This is a genomic window from Microcoleus vaginatus PCC 9802 (genome assembly GCA_022701275.1).
GTDB lineage: Bacteria > Cyanobacteriota > Cyanobacteriia > Cyanobacteriales > Microcoleaceae > Microcoleus > Microcoleus vaginatus_A.
Window position 1 is genome coordinate 4,552,405 of record CP031740.1, and the last position, 19,334, is coordinate 4,571,738.

Here is a 19,334-nt window from a genome sequence, read left to right on the forward strand (position 1 = left end):
GCCATCCTCTTAGTCTGCGGAGGCAGACTTCGTTTTTGTAGAAGCGATTTCACTCGCAGAATGACTTAATTCTCAAATTGCTTGACAGCTAAACATCTTGACTTTGCATCAACCGCTGCTTCAAACGCGCCGGATCTCCCCGATCGACCACTTCGCCCTTTTCCAACAAAAAAGCCCCATCACAATAATTCAACTCATCCAAACGGTGAGTCACCCACAAAGCCGTAATCCCGCGATTTTTCACCAACCGCTGCACCGCAGCCACCAAATCCAACTGAGAATCAGGATCTAACAAAGCCGTCGGTTCATCTAACAGCAGAATTTCGCAGTGACGGGCGATCGCCCCAGCCAGGGCAATTCGCTGCTTTTGGCCCCCACTCAAAGCATAAATCGGCCGCCGCTGCAACTCCAGCAAATTCACAGCCTCCAAAGCCTCCGCCACCCTCTCCCGCACCTGAAGGTTAGAAAGCTTTTCCTCCACCAAACCAAAAGCCACATCCGCACCCACCGTCGGCATCACCAATTGGTGATCCGGGTTTTGGAACACAAAACCCACTCGCCCGCCCAGGTCAATTTCCCCCGACTGGGGGTGCAGCAGCCCAGCCATCAGCCTCAACAGCGTAGACTTGCCGCTGCCGTTAGTGCCCAAAAGCATCCAAAACTCGCCCTTAGGTACATCCAGAGAGCAACCTTGCAACACTCGATCGCCCGACGGCCAGCAAAAACCCAAATCCCGCACAGCAACGGCTGACTGGCTCATATCGGCACCAACACCCCCAGCCCTCATTCTGCTCCCATCGAGACAAAGCCAGGGGATCTGCCTGTAGATGACGCCCCCGATTTCTGAGAAACCACCACCCCAGAAATCTCGCTGCTGAGCACAGCTACCTTTTTCTCAGGATTTTTCTCGCAAGTTAGTTCCAAAATTTGCGGTTGGGAGTTGCGAATCGCCTCTAAGACCTGCTGGTAAACAGTATCAGCGTCCTCCTGCAACTTCCGCTGCACCGACAGCGATACGGGCGTGTTCTTCACAATGATGTCAATGCTGAACATATAGTCTTAAAAACCTAAATCTGGAGCTCTATCCTCAGTATATATATAGGACTTACCCAAGGAAACGCAGTTTCTTAGAAAAATAAGAGGTTGAGGCCGATATATCTACTAAGCCACCGGGCTTCTGACCCAAAGCGCAGACACTCCTATATAGTAGAAGTTCCCCAATGCAGGGCAAGGACTTCGGCGACTTCGAGGGCTTCGGGGACTTCGGCGACTTCGGAAAAATCAAGAGCCGGAAGTTTTTTAAGAAAAACTTGCTCTTGTAAAGAATTACCTCTATAATCGTTAATACGGTAAAGAAAAGTAAACTCTGTTCATAATCCAAGTTGTTTTCTGCTAAGCAGAGGCAACGGTTAGAGACTAATGACTAGAGGCAGATCCGTTGTAATTATATCCATTTGGAGATTTGCGTAAATGACAATCGCAGTCGGACGCGCCCAGACCGAAAGAGGCATCTTTGATGTACTCGACGACTGGCTCAAACGCGATCGCTTCGTCTTCGTAGGCTGGTCTGGCATCCTGCTATTCCCCTGCGCCTACCTAGCCATCGGTGGCTGGTTAACAGGCACCACCTTCGTCACATCCTGGTACACCCACGGTTTGGCAAGTTCCTACCTCGAAGGAGCCAACTTCCTCACCGTAGCAGTCTCAACCCCAGCCAACAGCCTCGGACACTCCCTGCTGTTCCTGTGGGGCCCCGAAGCACAGTGGGACTTCACCCGCTGGTTCCAACTCGGCGGCCTGTGGACATTCGTAGCCCTCCACGGCGCTTTCGCATTGATCGGCTTTTGCCTGCGTCAGATTGAAATCGCTCGTTTGGTAGGCATCCGCCCCTACAACGCCTTAGCATTCACCGGCCCCATCGCCGTGTTTGTTTCGGTGTTCCTGCTTTACCCCTTGGGTCAATCAGGCTGGTTCTTCGCCCCCAGTTTCGGCGTCGCAGCAATTTTCCGCTTTTTGTTATTCCTGCAAGGCTTCCACAACTGGACGCTCAACCCGTTCCACATGATGGGCGTTGCAGGCATCTTGGGCGGCGCGCTGTTGTGCGCTATCCACGGTGCAACCGTAGAAAACACCTTGTTTGAAGACGGCGAAGGCTCAAACACCTTCCGCGCCTTCAACCCAACTCAGTCAGAAGAAACCTACTCGATGGTTACAGCTAACCGCTTTTGGTCGCAAATCTTCGGAATTGCCTTCTCCAACAAGCGCTGGTTGCACTTCTTCATGCTGTTCGTACCTGTCACAGGCTTGTGGATGAGCTCCATTGGCATTGTCGGTTTAGCATTAAACCTGCGCGCCTATGACTTCGTATCACAAGAATTGCGCGCTGCTGAAGATCCTGAGTTTGAAACGTTCTACACTAAGAACATTCTGCTTAACGAAGGCATTCGTGCTTGGATGGCTCCTACGGACCAACCCCACGAAAACTACATCTTCCCTGAAGAAGTTCTGCCTCGCGGTAACGCTCTGTAATCAGGGCGAAATACCAAAAATTCCAACATTTTAAAAGGGTAAGATAAAGCAGTTTAGGCTTTACCCTTAATGCTCAAAAAGCTCCCGCCACCAGGCAGGAGCTTTTTGTTTCCAGGATTCGATCGAATTAGCGCCCTAAAAAAAGTTGATTTTGTACAAAAACCAACTCTGCCTGTAGCTAGAACAACTTGTGTCTTTATATCTGGTGAACTCTCCTATCTGGCAAGAAATCGAGCGGCCTTTCCCCGCCGCCAGAGTTGCAAAGCACCTGATAACCGCAGAGCCCGGATTCTGAAAAAAATATAGGCAAATGGCTGAAACTGCGATCGCCCGCTTGCTGTAGAGATCGATCAAAGACCTTGCTGCTGCAGTAATTTCACCCAATCTTGCAAAAATCTCAATTTGCATCCCCCCACTTCTAATTCCTTGTGTTATTCTAATAATTGTGACTACTGGAATGATACTCAGAACGCAAGTTCTTCTGGTAACGCTGGCAATGGCTAGCGCACAAATCATCACCTTAAATCTTGTATTTAGGTGATGTGCGTTCCAATATTAAGCCATTTAGCTAAACCTGGAGGTGATGCCCATGATAGAAAGTAGTAAACGCATGGGTCATCAGATTGGAAACTACCGGCTGTGCGCCGGGGCCGCTCACTAGCAGTCAGCCGTCGTCTCCAACTGGAAACGACTTCCACGGGGAACCAGGCTGAGCTAGGGATTCTCCCGGCAGTCAGGTTCTAATCTGAAGACCCGCTAGACCGCTCTCACCTCAAATAGTGTTAAATCTTGAGTATTAAAACTTGAGACTAAACGCTATTGGTGAGAGCGGATAGTTTTTGGTCAGGATTTCTACAAGTGGGCAGTTAATCTGCCATTGCTAATCCCAAAGAAAAAAAATTATGGCTGAGCTAATTAACAATACTGAAATTAAAGAGCGCGCCAGTCAATTGTCAGGTTGGACAATTGAAGGTAAACAACTGCGCTCTACCCGTTTATTTAAAGATTTTATCGAAGCGATCGCCTTTGTGAATAAGTTGGTCGCCCCCTCAGAAGCCGCAGCACATCACCCAGACATAGAAATCTCCTACAACAAAGTTACAGTTAACTTGACAACTCACGATGCCGGAGGCTTAACTGAGAAAGACTTTGCGCTAGCCCAAGAGATTTCTACCCTAGATTAAAAGACTTCCCGTTGGCCCAACAAGAGCGACTGCATCTAGCGCCAGTCGCAGATCGCGGAAAGCTCGCAAATAAAAATCGACTGGGGGTTAAAATCGGGTGTGAAAAAGTCGAGAGGCCCAACGTTCAATGTATAAAAGGCTATTCCCCATCATCCGACCATGATCGTATTTGAAAAGCCAGAGTTCAAGAACGAATCTGCCGCAGAAAAAACCGATCTGATAGAAAAGCTTTTAGATATTGGCGCGGCTCTGTCGAGCGCCCAAGATTTGGGCGAATTGTTAAACTTAATTTTATCCAAAAGTAGAGAAATTACCTACAGCGATGCTGGCAGTGTTTACTTAGTAGATCACAGCGACGAAACACCTAAGCTGCTGTTCAAGGTAGCGCAAAACGGTTCTAAACCCAGCCTGTCGTTTAAGGAGTTTGCCCTGCCGCTGACAGACAAAAGCTTGGCGGGATACGTGGCAATTACAGGTCAAAGTTTGAACCTGTCTGATGCTTATGACTTACCCCCGGGCGTACCCTACCGGCTAGATACCAGTTTTGACAGGGATATTAATTACCGCACTTGCTCGGTAATGGTACTGCCGATGCAAAACCGACAGGGGGAGACAATAGGGGTACTGCAACTGATCAACCGCAAAACAAAGGCAGATACGGTGCTGACAGCAGAAAATGCCTGGGAATCGACGCAGCAGTATTCGGAGTGGGAAGAAAGGATAGTTCGATCGCTCGCCTCTCAAGCAGCAATCTCGATCGAGCGCAATCAACTCCAAGACAGCATAGAATATTTGTTCGAGGGCTTCGTCAAAGCCTCGGTGCAAGTCATAGAAGCCAGAGACCCCTGTACCTACGGCCATTCAGAACGAGTAGCAGCCCTGACAGTACGCCTTTCAGAAGAAGTAAACACCGTCAGCAGCGGACTACTGCGCTCTATTTACTTTAACAACCGCCAAATTCAAGAACTTCGCTACGCCGCCCTGCTGCACGATTTTGGCAAAATTGGAGTGCCCGAAGCAGTTTTGACCAAACAGAAAAAGCTCTACCCCGCACAGCTAGAAATCATTCGCCACCGCTTTGGCTTAGCTCAACGGACGATGGAAATGGAATGCGTCCAGTCTAAATATAAATACTTGCTGGAGCATTCAGCCTACCGAAAACACCCGAGCCAGGAGCCAGAGTGCGCTCAATGCCAGGAAATCGAACAGCTAGACACTAAGCTAGCAGAGGCGAAAACCAGATTAGCAGAATACTGGGAAGTGCTGCTAGAGGCAAACGAGCCTCACATTTTGGCCGCAGAACCCCTAGCTCAACTGCGAGAAATTTCTCGACAAACTTACAGAGATATAGATGGGGCAAAGAAACCCCTGCTGAACCCAGACGAGATCGTGCAATTGATGGTGTCGAGGGGCAACCTGACGCAGGAAGAACGATCGGCAATAGAATTTCACGTAACTCACACTTACGAGTTTCTGAAACAAATTCCTTGGACAAAGGATTTGAAAAATGTTCCAGACATTGCCTACGGACATCACGAAAAACTAGACGGCACAGGCTATCCGCGAGGCCTAAACAAGTCAGAAATTCCAATTCAAGCGCAATTGATGACGATCGCCGATATTTACGACGCCCTGACAGCAGGCGATAGACCCTACAAGCGAGCCCTGCGTACAGAGGCAGCGATGAAAATTTTGCGGCAAGAAGCAGCTCACAACAAAATTAACGCCGATTTGTTAGAACTGTTCGATCACCGCCAAGTCTTTAGCGTCCTTGGACACAGCTTGAGTGTTAAAGTCGAATCAGCCTAGACGAGTCGGGCGTGCTGTGCTAAAAAGTAAATAGGCGATCGGGCGCTATCAAGTGTCATCAGTAAAATCAATCGATAGCCCAAGCTGGGTCTGGTTTTGACGCCGTTGACTACAGGTTAAAAAACAGGCTCTCTGCAGCCGTCAGTAACATCTATCTACTCGGTCAGCCCGAAAGAATCAAAAGAAAAAGTGAATTTTAGGTCTCTTTTTAGAGTATGCTAGTTGAGCAACGACTGACCACATAGAAGACTAGAAAAGTTTCTCTGTAATCGGTGTGAGGATGAGAGTGAATATGTCGAAATTTTTGTGGAGTTACTTACTAATCAGCCCAGCAGTCTTAGGAGCTACCCTAGTAGTTTCTTCGAGCGCGATGGCAGCAGACGCCCAGCAGGCTGCTGATGCGCTCAATCCCGCTGTCGCAAAAGCTGAAACCGCTGAAACCTCCGAAGCGAAACTAAATGCTTTAGCTGCTGTTTCCGAAACAACTGCAGCCTCCGAGCCAGTAGAAGAAATTTCCGAAGCCGCTGGCGGCGAAACTCAGGCAGCGACTGCAGATGGGACCACGGCTGCAACTGAAAATGCGATCGTCGGAGCCAACGCAGCCCCTGCTGAGGCAAATCCCCAAGCGGCATCACAACCTACAAGTGAATCTTTAGCCGCAGTTGAGCCAACCGTCGCTCAACCAGTAGAAAATGCGGCCCCGGCAGCCCAACTAGAAATTCCAGCCCCGGCAGCTACCGCTCTCCCAGAGCAAATCGGTGCAGTTCAATTAGAAACTCCAGCCCCGGCAGTGGCAGAGTCGGCAGAACAAAGTTTGCCAAAACCGGCTGAATCTTTAGCCCAAACTGCCGCACCGCAAGAGCAAAACCCAGCCGCCACATTAGAACAGCTCAACCAGTACACCAGCGAAGGTGCTGCCGGTGGCGAAACTGAAGGTCAAGTTACCTCAGTATCTCAACTTTCCGACGTGCGGCCCACAGACTGGGCCTTCCAAGCACTGCAATCCCTAGTCGAGCGCTACGGCTGTATTGCCGGTTATCCCGACGGCACCTTCCGCGGCAACCGCGCAATGACTCGCTACGAATTCGCAGCCGGTTTAAATGCTTGCTTAGACAAGGTGAGTGAGCTAATTAGAGGCGGCACGGGCAACTTCGCTACGAGAGATGACTTGGCAGCCCTCCAACGGCTCCAAGAAGAATTTGCAGCGGAACTGGCAACCCTGCGCGGTCGCGTCGATGCTTTGGAAGCTCGGACAGCCGAACTCGAAGCAAACCAATTCTCCACCACTACCAAGCTGACTGGGGAAGCAATTTTTGCCCTCACCGACGACTTTAGTAACTTTACTGGCGGTATTAACGTGCCGGGCATAAAGGGCAGAAGAGTCGGCAGCAACAACAACGAAGCTGTCTTCCAACAGCGGGTACGTCTCAATTTAAACACTAGCTTCACCGGCAGAGACTTGCTCCTGACGAGGCTTCAGGTAGGCAACGGTCAACGCTTGAACGTAGGGTTTACCAACGAAGGCACTCAAACTTGGAATTTTGTCGGCAATACCGACAACGCTGTTGCGCTAGACACCTTGCTGTACAAGTTCCCCGTCGGTCAGCGACTGAACGTAACCCTTGCAGCCAACGGTGTTGTGTGGGACGACATTCTGCCGACTGTCAACCCTTACTTTGAAGACTTTGACGGCGGCAACGGGTCATTGAGCACATTTGGACAGCGGAACCCGATTTATCGCTTAGGTGGCGGTGCAGGTATCGGCTTTGACTATGCCTTCGGCGGCAGGGGCTTGCTGGGCGGCGTGTTCGGCCCGACTTCTCTGTCCTTCGGTTATTTGGCGTCAAATGCAGCAAATCCTAGCAAGGGTGCAGGCTTGACGAACGGCGACTACACAGCGATGGGTCAGTTGACTTTTACCCCCGGACGCAACTTGCAAGTTGCTTTCAACTACAACCACGGTTACTTTGGCAGAGGTAACTTTGGGTTTGACAACGGTTTCGGGAACAGCGTCGAAGGCGGTTTCACCGGTACCGGCCAGGCTAATTCTCTGGGCTTGTTGAGTTCGGGCTTTGACTTCGGTGACGGCAATGAGTTCCGCGCTCGCAAAGTTGTCACCAACTCCTACGGCGCTCAGGCTTCGTTGCGGCTGAGCCCGAGGTTTATCATTGGCGGCTGGGGTGGTTTAACCCATGCTCGCATTCTCGGCCTCGGCGATGCGAGAATTTGGAATTACGCTGTCACCTTGGCTTTGCCAGATTTAGGGAAAGAAGGCAACTTGCTAGGGTTCGTGGTAGGTCGCGAGCCTTACTTGGATAAACTTGAGGTTCCGAGGGATTTGCGGGGCTTCACAAATGACCAGTCGTGGCACGTTGAAGGGTTCTACAAGTTTCAGCTCTCGGACAACATTTCTGTTACTCCGGGCGTGATTTGGGTGACGAATCCCGATCAAAATCGCAGTAATGATGACATCATCATTGGTACTCTGAGAACTACTTTCACGTTCTAAGAGCGGGTTAGAGGAGGCAGGGGGGTCATACCCTCTCTGCTGGCAACTCTAGATGCCAAGTTTAGCCCTGCCTGGTGCAGGGCTTTTTTGTGGGCGGGACGAATGGGGCGCCGAGCATCTATTAAAAATTAAAAAATATCCGTCATAGACGCAGAAACCCGGTTTCTTGAGGTAAGGCAGTGGTGGAAGGGGAGGGAGTCGAAACTAGAAACTGGGTTTGTTTGGTTCAGATTGCCGATCGTCCCAAGGATGAAGTGACGAAAGTCGATTAAGTTCAGTGGAAAACCGGGGTATAATAAAAGGTAAAGTGAGGAGTTAGAATTCGGAACTCAACATTGAGGGGAGTTTTAACATCTGACTTCGGAGTTGATAATTCTGGTATTGGAAGCAACTATGGTAGAACTCTCCTGTAAAAGCGAATACGCAATCTTAGCTTTGCTGGAGCTTGCCGATTGCTACGAAGAAGGCGAGCCTCTGCAAATTCGCCAGATAGCAGCTCAGCAAAATATTCCCGATCGATATTTAGAGCAGTTGCTGGCTACTATGAGACGCTGCGGGCTGATTCGTAGCCAGCGAGGAGCTAAGGGAGGTTATATCTTGGCGAGGGAACCGTGGAAAATTACACTCCTAGAAATTATTAACTGTCTCGAAGGCTCAGAGTTCGATCGATCTGAAAAAGACTCGCCTGCTCAAACTGTAGAAAGTGCGGTGATTTGGGAAGTTTGGCAAGAAGCCCGATCGATGGCCAACTCAGTTTTGCAAAAATACACGCTACAGGATCTGTGCGAAAAGCGCAATGGCAGACGGCAGCTCGATATCATGTATTACATCTAGTTAAAATATTGCCAACTAGGAATTAACATTTACTTTCAACCACAAACTGACAAAGATTATGCGTATTGCTGGCGACATTACAGAATTGGTAGGACGGACGCCTCTGGTGCAACTCAACCGCATTCCCCAAGCCGAAGGCTGCTTGGCTCGGATTGTGGTAAAACTCGAAGGCATGAATCCGGCAGCATCGGTGAAAGACCGCATCGGGGTCAGTATGGTCAATCAAGCCGAGGCCGAAGGACTCATTAGTCCAGGCAAAACGGTTTTAGTGGAACCGACTTCTGGCAATACCGGAATTGCTCTGGCAATGGTGGCGGCGGCTAAGGGCTACCAGTTGATTTTGACGATGCCGGATACGATGAGCACGGAACGCCGATCGATGCTGCGAGCTTACGGGGCCCAACTAGAACTGACTCCCGGAATTGAGGGGATGAGCGGCTGCATCCGCCGCGCTCAAGAGATTGTGGACACAACTCCCAATGCGTATATGTTGCAGCAGTTTCGGAATCCAGCGAACCCGCAGGTTCACCGTTCGACAACGGCTGAAGAAATTTGGGAAGATACAGACGGCGAGGTGGATTTCCTGATTTCGGGAGTCGGCACGGGCGGTACGATTACGGGTGTCGCAGAGGTGATTAAGTCGCGGAAACCCGAGTTTAAGGCGATCGCCGTTGAGCCGGCCAACAGTCAGGTACTCTCGGGCGGAAAGCCAGGGCCTCACAAAATTCAAGGTATCGGTGCTGGTTTTGTGCCGCCGGTGCTGAATGTGAATTCGATCGACGAAATTATAGTTGTTACGGATGACGAGTCGATCGCCTACAGCCGCCGCTTGGCCAGAGAAGAAGGAATTTTGTCGGGTATTTCCAGCGGTGCGGCCCTATGTGCGGCAGTGAAAGTCGCCAAGCGTCCGGAAAATGCAGGGAAATTGATAGTGATGATTCAGCCTAGCTTCGGCGAACGCTATCTCAGCACTCCCTTGTTCCAAGATCCAGAACTCAATCTGGCGATGGCCCTCAACTAGGCTAGCCTCCGGCCCAAGTCGCAGAAATAGAGAGCAGGGCGTTACAAAAGTACGCCCTGCTTTCCTTTTTGGCAACTGCTATCATCCAATGCCTACAAACTCACGCCTCTTAGAGAGTCTACACTTGAGAAAGGATAAAGCCGCGTCGCTGCATTAAAAGCTGTATCGGGAAAATCGGTAAACAAACCGTCTACACCTAAACGGTAAAATTGTTCGTACTCCAAAGCTGGATTACCGCCATACTCGGAAGCCAAAAAAGTAGGAGATTCATTGCGGAAAGTGTAAGGGTGAACTAATAAGCCAGCCTGGTGAGCATCGGTTATTAAACTATTAGCGGGCTGTAATTTCTTATCTGCACCTTCCACAACTATTGTCCGCTTCCAAGGCCCTATTCCGTCCGCATAGGTTTTGATTTCTGCCAACCCTTGGGTTGTCATTAAATCGCGGTAGGTACGGCGATCGCCACTCACTACAAAATCATAAGGTTTTTTTCCAAAGTCATCCATTAACTGCACCAGCGGCAAGTCTGTCAAGCGATTTAACTCTTTGAGATTCTCCACTTCAAAGGATTGGATAAACACGGGATCTGTGCGTTTGGTATATCCATTAGCAGACAGCACTTGCACTAACGGCTGCTCTAAAGGCAAATTAACTGACTTAAAATAAGTCGGGTGTTTTGTCTCTGGATAAATTCCAACAGTCCGTCCTTTTTCGGCACTTTTGCGCTTAGCTAAATCGATTACTTCTTGAAGTGTAGGAACCTGAAATTGACCGTCAAATGCTGTACCCCGCAACTCTGGCAACCGTTCTCGCGCCCGCAAACTTTTGATTTCTGCTAAAGTCAAATCTTCTGTAAACCAACCTTCTACTTCTTGACCGTCAATTGTCTTTTTGCGTTTGCGATCGGCAAATTCGGGTCGTTTGGCAATATCAGTCGTCCCCGAAATTTCATTTTCGTGGCGGGCAATTAACACTCCATCTTTAGTGGAAACTACGTCAGGTTCAATGAAATCTGCGCCCATCTCGACTGCCAATTCGTAGGCAGCTAGGGTATGTTCGGGGCGGTAGCCGCTTGCGCCGCGATGTCCGATAATTAAAGGGCGGCGGGGTAGTTCAACAAAATTGTTTTGGTTAATAGCTTGTACTCCATTTATCGTTGCCAACAATGTGCCGTCTCGGAAGCTAATTGCTGTATTTGTCGCGGTGCTAGTAATCAACAAATCCGAGAATTGAAGTTGACTTTCCAAAGTCAAGCTATCGCCCGCTCCAAAATCAGTAATAATATCAGCACCCTGAGTGCTACGCAAGAAAAACGTATCATTTCCGACACCGCCAGTGAGAGTATCTACACCTTTGTCTCCACTGAGAAAATCGTTACCCTCTCCGCCTAGCAATATATCATTACCTTGACCGCCAATTAGGCTGTCATTTCCGCCAACACCAGAGAGTGAATCATTACCAGAATTCCCATTAATTTGCTCTGAATCAACACTTCCCACAATATTGTCGTTACCGCTCAGCGCCGAAATCCCGCCCAGTATTCCTTTGAGCGAGCCAGGAGTAACGGTGAAATTGTCATCGCTATTGGTCAGTACAAAAGACTCAGATTGTAGCACTGAAGCTGTGCGAACAGCTTGAATCTCCTTGTCTTCTGATAAAGGTAGATCGGTATCTTTGAGGTTGCTGTCGATCGCTGGAACTCCACGCTCAAGGTTGGAAGCATGGATAATTTGCAGTTTAAGTGACATGATTTTGATTTCCCTGATTGACTCAAAGATAATTACTTTGACTTTCTGTTAAGGTCACTAAAAAACTATCACGACAAGATTAAGTAATTACTATCAAATACTTAATTTTTAGTTATGCAACGGCAAAAAAAGTGATGGGGGGATTTTCAACAAGCTTGAGGTACTCACCCGCACCAACACGCAATTAGCAATTTGCCAACCGATGAGTATAACGGATTGGAAGGATGTAATATAGCAACCGCCGTGGCGGTTAATACATAGTAATAGCAGTAGGGTGTTGCTGCGGGTGAGATTTCTCCTAATCGGATGAGATGATAATAGCGCCCACCCTACAAGAATTTTTCCTAACCGATTTGACGACTGCTATAATTTTAAAACTGAGGTTTTTTAGTTACACTTGACCTTTTTTTATATCAAGTAAATAGCTTTTGTATTAGCAAATTCTGAAACTCTTGTCAAGCACTTTTTCGCAGATTATCCAGATTTCAAGGAAATAAGAGCGTGTCTTCCGTTACCAATCACTACAAAACCCTAAAGATTAGCCCAACCGCAACACAAGCCGAGATTAAACAAGCATACCGCCGTTTAGTCAAATTATTTCATCCAGACAGCCGCAGCGACACAGCGGGTCACGAAGAGATTGTCCGCCTCAATGCAGCCTATGAAATATTAGGAGACGCCCAGCGCAGACAATCTTATGATCGCCAACTTTCCCAGCAAACCGAACAGCAATCACCAGTCCCACCAAACGTCAGTCGCGAGCAAACACAAACAGCACGGGACGCTGACGAACAAATGCAAAAGTGGCTGATTAAAGTATACAAACCCGTCAATAAAATGCTCAACAGCATCTTGAAGCCGCTTAAAAAGGAAATAGACGAGTTGTCCGCCGATCCGTTTGATGACGAACTGATAGAAAAGTTTCAACTTTATATCGAAACCAGCCGCGAGTATCTCAAAAAAGCTCATAACTTTTTTACATCGATGCCCAATCCATCTAATGTAGCCGGAGTTGCGGCCTATCTCTACCACAGCATCAATCAAGTCGGAGACGGAATAGAAGAATTGCACCTATTTACCCTCAATTATGACGATCGCCACTTGCACACCGGTCAAGAACTGTTTAGAATTGCCGCTAGACTGCGGCGGGAAGCGCAGGATGAATTAAAAATTAAAATTTAAAAAAGCAGATTGTTCTCTCTTCCCTCTTCCTTCTTCCTTCTTCCGTCTTTCTTCTTCCGTCTTTCTTCTTCCCTCTTCCTTCTTCCGTCTTTCTTCTTCCCTCTTCCTTCTTCCTTCTTGCCTCTTCCTTCTTCCTTCTTCTTTCTTTCAAATTCCAAAAAGAACTTGAATTCGCTTGCGAATTTTAATAAAAGGAGTTTGTTCCAGAGAGTCGCCATCTAACAATCCCAAATCTCTTAAAGCTTGCTGGCGTTCCGACAATTTTTGAGCAATCTGATCGGCTAAATTCGGTTGTTCTCTTAAAAGTTTTTGCAAATCGTGACGTTCCACCACAAACAAAATTGCATCTTCGCTAGTTTTAACAGTCGCCGTTCTCGGAGTACCCAACAGCAAAGATATTTCCCCAAAAAACTCGCCCTCGTGAAGCGTAGCAATATACTGGTCTGCTTTTTGAGAAAGAACTTCTACAGTACCTGAAAGAATAATATAAAAAGAATCACCCGGGTCATTTTCTTTACATACAACCTGTCCCGCTGGAAACAGTTGTCGGTAGCCATATTCAATTAACTGTCGCAGTTCTAAATCCGTACACTGTTCAAAATAAGTTACTCGTCGCAACAAATCTCGCAGCGTCCAATTATTAGGGGATTTAGGGCCTGGGTTTTTAGGTTCAGAAAGGGTGGAATTAGATTTTAAATCTGCTGAATGTTTGGCATTCTGCGGAAAAACTTTCCCGTTGGAATTATCGTCTTTGTTATTGTGAAAAAGTTGAGTTAACTCTTGCGGGTTTCGCAGCCACAAATCCCGCTGGGGAAAGGGAATTTCGATATTTCGGTGGCGCAATTCGTAATCTATTAAAAAATTTACCGCGCTTTTAATAGCATCGCTTTCCTGCGGCTGGTCAATCCAAACTAAAAGTTCAAAATTTAAAGCGTTATCTCCAAAACCGTGAAACCATACTTTAGGAGAAGGATGGGACAAGACATTCGATTCCATCCGCGCCGCAATTAATAGCGCTTCCGTAACTATTACTGGGTCAGATCCGTAAGCAACGCCGACGGGGATGTGGAGGCGACATCTGGGGTCTCTGTAACTCCAGTTAATAATGTTAGTTTCGACAAACTTAATATTTGGTATGATTACAAATAGACCGTCAATTGTTTTAATAATTGTAGAGCGGATAGAAATTGTTTCTACTGTTCCTAATAACTTGTCTATTTCAATAAAGTCTCCAACTCTAATTTGGTGTTCAAATAGCAGGGTGAGACCGCTGATAAAGTTGCTGGCGAGATTTTGCAAGCCGAACCCAAAACCAATGCCGACAACCCCAGCTAAGACGGTGAGAGAAGTGAGGTTGATGCCGGAACCTTGCAGGACGAATATACAGCCAATAGTGGCTAAAATATAGCTAATGATCGTAGAAATTGCTTCTCGACTGCCGCGATCCAATCCCATCCGAGCTAGCAGGCTGCGCTTGATTCCTTCACTGATAATCTTAGCTATAATGAAGGCAAATATAGCTAAGATTATCAGTTTGACGATCGCACTGATCGACAGATGAGTGTCCCCGATATAGAATAGCGGGGTTGTCATCGCACCCCAGAAATGTTCAAAAAAGCGATCGGCTCGTGCAGTAATCGAATTCATTAATATTGGGTAATGGGTAATTGGTGATTAGTTTTGAGCGCAACTGAACTGCCAACGGCTAACTATTGCAGAGCTTAGGCGAAAAACTCGAAATGTGGAGTGTCCCGTGTGGCAAAAAAGTCGATTCCCTACCCTTCGGGAACGCTTCGCGAACGAAATAGCTCAGCTTCACCCACTCTCTCAAAGACTCGTAACTGATGGGTTAGCAACTGATGGCGAAAAACGGTTTTGTAGCGGTATTTTCTGCCGGATATCTGTGTTGTGGCGTAAAAAGGGCCCTGCGGCGCGATCGAACAGCGACTTGTGGCCAATATTTGGAAAATTGGTAGAAATTCATTTACAGCACCCTCAAATAATCGAAAAATTCCAGCAAAAATTAGTTTATCCTTAAGAAGTAAGTCCTTTACAGAACTTAACAAGCTTACCCTACTTGACTTTTATGCAGTGCATCATCAATCGTCGGGCACAGTTTTCGGCGAGTCACCGGTACTGGCTGCCGGAGTTAAGCGAAGCCGAGAACTTTGAGCGGTTTGGCCCAACTGCCCGCGCACCGGGACACGGACATAATTACCTCCTTTACGTTTCCATGATAGGCGAACTCGACGAGTATGGCATGGTGCTCAACCTGTCTGATGTCAAGCACGTCATCAAACGGGAAGTTATCAAGGAGCTCGATTTTTCCTACCTTAACGAAGCGTGGCCGGAATTTGAGCAGACTCTGCCAACTACGGAAAACATAGCACGGCAAATTTGGCTGCGGCTAGCCCCTCATTTGCCTGTGAGTAAAATTCAATTGTTTGAACATCCCGAACTTTGGGCTGAATATTTAGGAAACGGAATGGAAGCTTATCTAACTTTGTCCACTCATTTTAGCGCCGCCCATCGGTTGGCTCGTCCCGATTTGAGCTTTGAAGAAAACTCGGAAATTTACGGCAAATGTGCTCGTCCCAACGGTCACGGTCACAATTATCATTTAGAAGTGACTGTTAAAGGGGAAATTGATGCGCGGACTGGGATGATTGCTGATTTGGGAGCTTTGCAAAAAGCCGTTGACGATTATGTTGTTGAACCTTTCGATCACACTTTTTTAAATAAGGATATTGCTTATTTTGAGAACGTTGTGCCGACTGCAGAGAATATTGCTGTTCGGATCGGGCAATTATTGCGATCGCCCGTTCGGGAATTGGGCGCAGAGTTGCACAAGATTAAGCTAATTGAAAGTCCGAATAATAGCTGTGAAATTTACGGCGCTGATTTAGAGGAAGTGGTGGCTGAACTTCAGCAGCCGCAAGCGATTTTAGCTGGGGTTTAGAGTTAAAAATCGGATCGGCTGGGGCGGGTTCACCGGGATAGTTGGCTAATTGTGCAGATTGGTGAAGCCACCCCTACCAGCCTAATGATGATTCCGAGAGTTATCCAACCGCATGAGGCGCGAGAATATATTCTTTCACAAAAGTTCCACAGCCAGAATTATTGGCACTTTTCCTGAAAAGTCAGGCTGCGCGCGTATTTTGGAGATAGTAAGTCAGCATTCCTCATGTCAGCTATTCTAACTGCTGAGAGTATGAGGTCGATCGCCCGATCGCTGACAACCAAGCACCAATTTCTCCTAAATGAGTTGACGTTTATGCGCGTCTCAAATGTAGCTCTCCTGACTCTGGCTGCCCTTGCATCCCACAATTTAACTGCTAATACTAGCACCAATCCTGCTGCACCTCCTATTTCTCCTCAGACACCGCAAGCTAGCAACTTTGTTGATGCCGTAAATAATACTGAATCGCGTCGGGCTGAGTCAATTAGTGAGCCTGAGACGATCGCCCACGAACAATTTTCCCCAAATACTACCCTATCCCGTCGGGCTGAGTCAATTAGCGAGCCTGAGACGATCGCTCACGAACAATTTTTCTCAAATACTACCCTCTCCCGTCGGGCTGATTCAATTAGCGAGCCTGAGACGATCGCCCACGAACAATTTTCCCCGCGAATTGGTGTAAAATCGCCGACTGGTTTGCTGGTAGCGACCGCTCAACCCGATTTATCTGCTAGTGCAAAAACCAAGGCGAATACTCCTGCTGCATCCGGCGATGAACTAACAAAATCTTTACAAGAAACTTGGCTGGCTAAATTAATCGAAACTGGGGTTGAGAGCAATCCTCAAGTTCGCGAGGTTGTCGCTTTTATCTCCCCGTCTAGTGGCAGTTCTGAATCGGGATACGGTTTTAATAGTACCATAACTTTGCTCAATATTTTACTAATTCTTGGTACTGTATTTCCACCAGTGACAATTGCCTTTTTTTGGATGATGCGACGGCTGATCATCAAACACTTGGTTGCTGATGCTAATAAACGATTGCAAGGAATTGGTGTATTGGAATCAGAACTCATAAATTCTAGCCAACTGACTCAAAAGTTGAGGAATGAATTAGAAGCGCAAATGACAGCAGCTAAACAATCTATTGATTTTTTGACTAGAGAAACTGAACTTTCCAAATCTTCCGTCGAGCAAATTGAGACTCTCAAATCTCAATTTATCATGCACCTGCAAGTTTTGCGGACAGAAGTTGACGAGAAAAAATCTCAAATTGTTCAAGAAATTTCCCAAGTTCCCGCAGTTGTTGCCAAAGAAGCTCTGAAAGTCGCACCTCAACCGCCCTTAAACACTTCCCAAAATTCGCAAACGGCATCTGTTAGCGACGAAAAGTTGATTGCTGACGATTATATCAAGCAAGCCGAAGGGCTTTATTTTCAAGGAAATTATGATGAGGCATTAGGCTGCTTAGAAAAAGCTATTTTAGCGAATAAAGATTTGGATGAGGCTTGGTATTGGCGGGGAAATGTGTTAATAAGATTGCAGCGCCCGGAAGAAGCACTCGCCTGTTACGATCAAGCACTATCGATTAAACCAGATAACTACGAAGTGTGGTATAATAAAGCGTACTTGCTGGGAAAAATGCACAGGTACGAAGAGGCGATCGCCTGTTACGAGCGAGCAAGTTTGAGCGAATCTAGAAAATACGGTTGTTGGCACAGTATAGCCGCTTTGTTGGGTCAACTGCAGCATTACGAAGAAGCGATCGCCAGTTACGATCGCGCCCTCGCTATCAAAGCAACGGACAGCGAAATTTGGCACAACCGAGGTGCAATGCTGGCCAAAGTACAGCAGCACGCAGCAGCAGTTGATTCTTACGATCGCGCTCTTGAACTCAATCCCAAGAGATATGAAACTTGGTACAATCGAGGCAATATGCTGTGGAGACTGCTCCGCTACAGCGATGCTATTGATTCTTACGATCGGGCGATCGGCATCCGGCCGGATAAATACGAAGTTTGGTACAATAGAGCCGCTGTGTTCGGAAAAATGCAGCGATATCAAGAATCGATCGAATCCTACGACAAAGCAATAGCCCTTAAACCGCAGGATTTTGAAGTGTGGCACAACCGAGGCGCAGCTTTCGACAAACTGTCGCAGCACGAAGCAGCAATTGCCTCTTACGAATCAGCAATTACCCTTAATTCCGAGTGTTACGAAGCTTGGTTTGGTAAAGGCGAATCTTTGGCCAAATTGCAGCGCCAGGAAGAAGCGATCGCAGCTTATGAAAAAGCGATTGCTATTAAGCCAGACTCCTACGATGCTTGGCGTCATCTGGGGATAGTCTTGTCTGAATTAAAGCGCTATGAGGAAGCAATGGCAGCTTACGATCGAGCTATTGCCATCAAACCAGAAAATGCCGAAGCTTGGCGCGATCGAGGCGCAATTGTATCAGAATTAAAGCACGATACAGACAAAATTGACTCCGCCGAAAAAGAGACTTAAACTCAGTCAAAATCCGGTTGTTCAAAATTCATAAGTGTCAGGGAATCGGGAGGCAAGCTCTAGTTTTAAGTTGGCAATGGATGAGAATATGTTGCCTGTATATCGAGCTAAACTTTTGCAACCACACTCAACTTCAACTGTATTAATAGTTGGCGATGAACCATCCCTACAGTTATTGACGAGTATTTAAACCGACTTGATAGCGGACATTTAAATGCTTTTTGTCTACGGTTTGTCATCTAAATTTTTCCTCTTTTTTCCGTTCCGTTTGGGGCGGTTTTTTTTATGGTAAATTTATGTAAGCTGCCAACAAGGAGAATAGTTATATGTCTGTTCAGCTTCAAAAACGGTTATTTACAGTAAAAGAATATCATTTGATGACTGAGGTTGGTATTCTCTCGGAGGGCGATCGGGTAGAACTCATAGAAGGAGAGATTGTTAAAATGGCTGCAATTGGTACTCGTCACGCAAGTTCTGTTAAGCGTCTGATCGCTGTGTTCTCGGATTTGGAGAGAAGACGTGCGATTATAGGTGCCCAAGACCCTATCCAGTTGACTGAGCGCACTGAACCTCAACCGGATGTTGTATTGCTGGAACCTCGCGCTGACTACTACGCCACAGCCCATCCAGTACCGTCTGAAGTTTTGCTGTTAGTTGAGGTTTCAGATAGTACGGTTGATTATGACAGAGATGTGAAAATATCCATTTACGCTCGATCGCTCATTCAGGAAGTTTGGCTGGTAGATTTAGTTGAAAATTGTTTGGAAGTCTACCGTCAGCCAGGCCCGAACGGTTATAGTTTAATGCTCAAGTTTTGGCGCGGTCAACAAGTTGCGCCGCTGGCTTTTCCCGATTTAGAAGTGAGCGTTGATTTTATATTGGGTTAGGGCGAGCTCGCCACTCGTAAACCTACTGCTATCTTAACTTACAATATATTTAACAGCCCAAATCAGCGCAAGTTCTATTAGGTGGGTAATCAAGTGCTGTATAGCACTTATATAGAATTTGTGGCTAATTGATAGCGAGAGGTTAAAGCTGAAACACAGGAATCTATAAT

Annotated in this window: 16 protein-coding genes; 12 read left to right on the forward strand and 4 right to left on the reverse strand. The window is 47.2% G+C overall.

Annotated elements, in window-relative coordinates; genetic code table 11:
- Positions 1 to 88 precede the first annotated feature (88 nt).
- Both D0A34_18520 and D0A34_18525 read right to left on the reverse strand, forming a co-directional pair.
- Complete coding sequence (locus D0A34_18520; GenBank protein UNU20609.1) at positions 89 to 787, reverse strand: ABC transporter ATP-binding protein; 699 nt, start codon at positions 785 to 787, stop codon at positions 89 to 91.
- Positions 784 to 1,053 (reverse strand): hypothetical protein, encoded by a 270-nt coding sequence (locus D0A34_18525; GenBank protein UNU20610.1) that lies wholly within the window; start codon positions 1,051 to 1,053, stop codon positions 784 to 786. The genes D0A34_18520 and D0A34_18525 overlap by 4 nt, the downstream gene beginning before the upstream one ends.
- Before the next feature lie 417 nt (positions 1,054 to 1,470).
- Here D0A34_18525 and psbD point away from each other — a divergent pair, with 417 nt between their 5' ends.
- From psbD to cysK, 7 genes are all read left to right on the forward strand, one after another.
- A complete protein-coding gene (gene psbD / locus D0A34_18530) occupies positions 1,471 to 2,529 on the forward strand; it encodes a photosystem II D2 protein (photosystem q(a) protein) (GenBank protein ID UNU20611.1) in 1,059 nt (352 codons plus the stop codon).
- Positions 2,530 to 2,598: 69 nt separating this feature from the next.
- A complete protein-coding gene (locus D0A34_18535) occupies positions 2,599 to 2,835 on the forward strand; it encodes a hypothetical protein (protein UNU20612.1) in 237 nt (78 codons plus the stop codon).
- A gap of 596 nt (positions 2,836 to 3,431) precedes the next feature.
- Positions 3,432 to 3,713: a 4a-hydroxytetrahydrobiopterin dehydratase gene (locus tag D0A34_18540; GenBank protein ID UNU20613.1), complete on the forward strand. Its 282-nt coding sequence runs from the start codon at positions 3,432 to 3,434 to the stop codon at positions 3,711 to 3,713.
- A 159-nt stretch (positions 3,714 to 3,872) separates the two neighbouring features.
- Positions 3,873 to 5,522, forward strand: coding sequence for an HD domain-containing protein (locus D0A34_18545; protein ID UNU20614.1), 1,650 nt, complete (start codon positions 3,873 to 3,875; stop codon positions 5,520 to 5,522).
- Positions 5,523 to 5,814: 292 nt separating this feature from the next.
- The gene (locus D0A34_18550; GenBank protein UNU20615.1) at positions 5,815 to 8,031 is read left to right on the forward strand and encodes a porin; all 2,217 of its coding nucleotides are present in this window, start codon (positions 5,815 to 5,817) and stop codon (positions 8,029 to 8,031) included.
- A 393-nt stretch (positions 8,032 to 8,424) separates the two neighbouring features.
- A complete protein-coding gene (locus D0A34_18555) occupies positions 8,425 to 8,865 on the forward strand; it encodes an Rrf2 family transcriptional regulator (GenBank protein ID UNU20616.1) in 441 nt (146 codons plus the stop codon).
- A gap of 58 nt (positions 8,866 to 8,923) precedes the next feature.
- Complete coding sequence (gene cysK, locus D0A34_18560; protein ID UNU20617.1) at positions 8,924 to 9,886, forward strand: cysteine synthase A; 963 nt, start codon at positions 8,924 to 8,926, stop codon at positions 9,884 to 9,886.
- Between the two features lie 92 nt (positions 9,887 to 9,978).
- Here the strand turns inward: cysK and D0A34_18565 are convergent, their stop codons facing one another.
- The gene (locus D0A34_18565; protein UNU20618.1) at positions 9,979 to 11,634 is read right to left on the reverse strand and encodes a hypothetical protein; all 1,656 of its coding nucleotides are present in this window, start codon (positions 11,632 to 11,634) and stop codon (positions 9,979 to 9,981) included.
- Between the two features lie 501 nt (positions 11,635 to 12,135).
- Here D0A34_18565 and D0A34_18570 point away from each other — a divergent pair.
- Positions 12,136 to 12,816, forward strand: a complete 681-nt coding sequence (locus D0A34_18570; protein UNU20619.1) for a molecular chaperone DnaJ — start codon at positions 12,136 to 12,138, stop codon at positions 12,814 to 12,816.
- Between the two features lie 147 nt (positions 12,817 to 12,963).
- Here D0A34_18570 and D0A34_18575 read toward each other — a convergent pair whose 3' ends face one another.
- Positions 12,964 to 14,463: a hypothetical protein gene (locus tag D0A34_18575; GenBank protein UNU20620.1), complete on the reverse strand. Its 1,500-nt coding sequence runs from the start codon at positions 14,461 to 14,463 to the stop codon at positions 12,964 to 12,966.
- Positions 14,464 to 14,569: 106 nt separating this feature from the next.
- Between D0A34_18575 and D0A34_18580 the strand changes: the two genes are divergently transcribed.
- The 4 genes from D0A34_18580 to D0A34_18595 all read left to right on the forward strand — a co-directional run bounded on the left by D0A34_18580 (position 14,570) and on the right by D0A34_18595 (position 19,164).
- Positions 14,570 to 14,854 carry a hypothetical protein gene (locus D0A34_18580; protein ID UNU20621.1) on the forward strand — a complete coding sequence of 95 codons (285 nt, stop codon included), beginning with the start codon at positions 14,570 to 14,572 and terminating at the stop codon, positions 14,852 to 14,854.
- 48 nt (positions 14,855 to 14,902) lie between these two features.
- Positions 14,903 to 15,775, forward strand: a complete 873-nt coding sequence (locus tag D0A34_18585) for a 6-pyruvoyl tetrahydropterin synthase (protein ID UNU20622.1) — start codon at positions 14,903 to 14,905, stop codon at positions 15,773 to 15,775.
- Positions 15,776 to 16,000: 225 nt separating this feature from the next.
- Positions 16,001 to 18,277 carry a tetratricopeptide repeat protein gene (locus D0A34_18590; GenBank protein ID UNU20623.1) on the forward strand — a complete coding sequence of 759 codons (2,277 nt, stop codon included), beginning with the start codon at positions 16,001 to 16,003 and terminating at the stop codon, positions 18,275 to 18,277.
- Between the two features lie 326 nt (positions 18,278 to 18,603).
- Entirely contained in the window at positions 18,604 to 19,164 is a 561-nt protein-coding gene (locus D0A34_18595) for a Uma2 family endonuclease (GenBank protein ID UNU20624.1), read from the forward strand.
- Positions 19,165 to 19,334 lie beyond the last annotated feature (170 nt).